Source organism: Mesorhizobium sp., from assembly GCF_004962925.1.
Lineage (GTDB): Bacteria > Pseudomonadota > Alphaproteobacteria > Rhizobiales > Rhizobiaceae > Mesorhizobium.
The window spans coordinates 1-432 of the sequence record NZ_SUEO01000442.1 but is presented as its reverse complement, the minus strand read 5'-3'; the positions used below and the strand labels follow the sequence as shown (position 1 = coordinate 432).

Below are 432 nucleotides of genomic sequence, written 5' to 3'. Positions count from 1 at the left end.
GGCCGAGCGCGGCCAGCACCGCTTCGAAAATCGTCTGGTCGCCGAGCGTGACCGTTAGTGCCTGTCCCGGCAGCACCAGCGAAAGCAGCGCATGCGCATCGGCCAGCGAGCGGGCATCGGCTTGCGGCGTATCGCGGTCGCCGAGATCCTCGATGCCGGCCTGGAAGAATTCATTGCCGCCCTCGCGGCGTTGGCGAAACACCTCGCCGAGATAGGAATAACGGCGCGGCGTGCCGGCCTGGCTGGCAATGTGGTCGAGGCAGACGGGGATGGTGAATTCCGGCCGTAGGCAAAGGGTTTGGCCGGTCTCGCTTTCGGTGAGAAAAATGCGGCGGCGCAGATCCTCTCCCGCCATGTCGAGGAACGGGTCGGCCGGCTGCAGCACCGCCACCTCGACCGCATGGGTGCCGCGCTTGGCGAAGAGCTTGGCGA

General features: G+C 66.7%; 1 protein-coding gene. It reads right to left on the bottom strand.

All coding sequences use genetic code 11. The features are described 5' to 3' along the window. A partial coding sequence (locus E5W87_RS35615; RefSeq protein ID WP_292408686.1) for an ATP phosphoribosyltransferase regulatory subunit occupies positions 1-432 on the bottom strand: 432 nt, incomplete at both ends.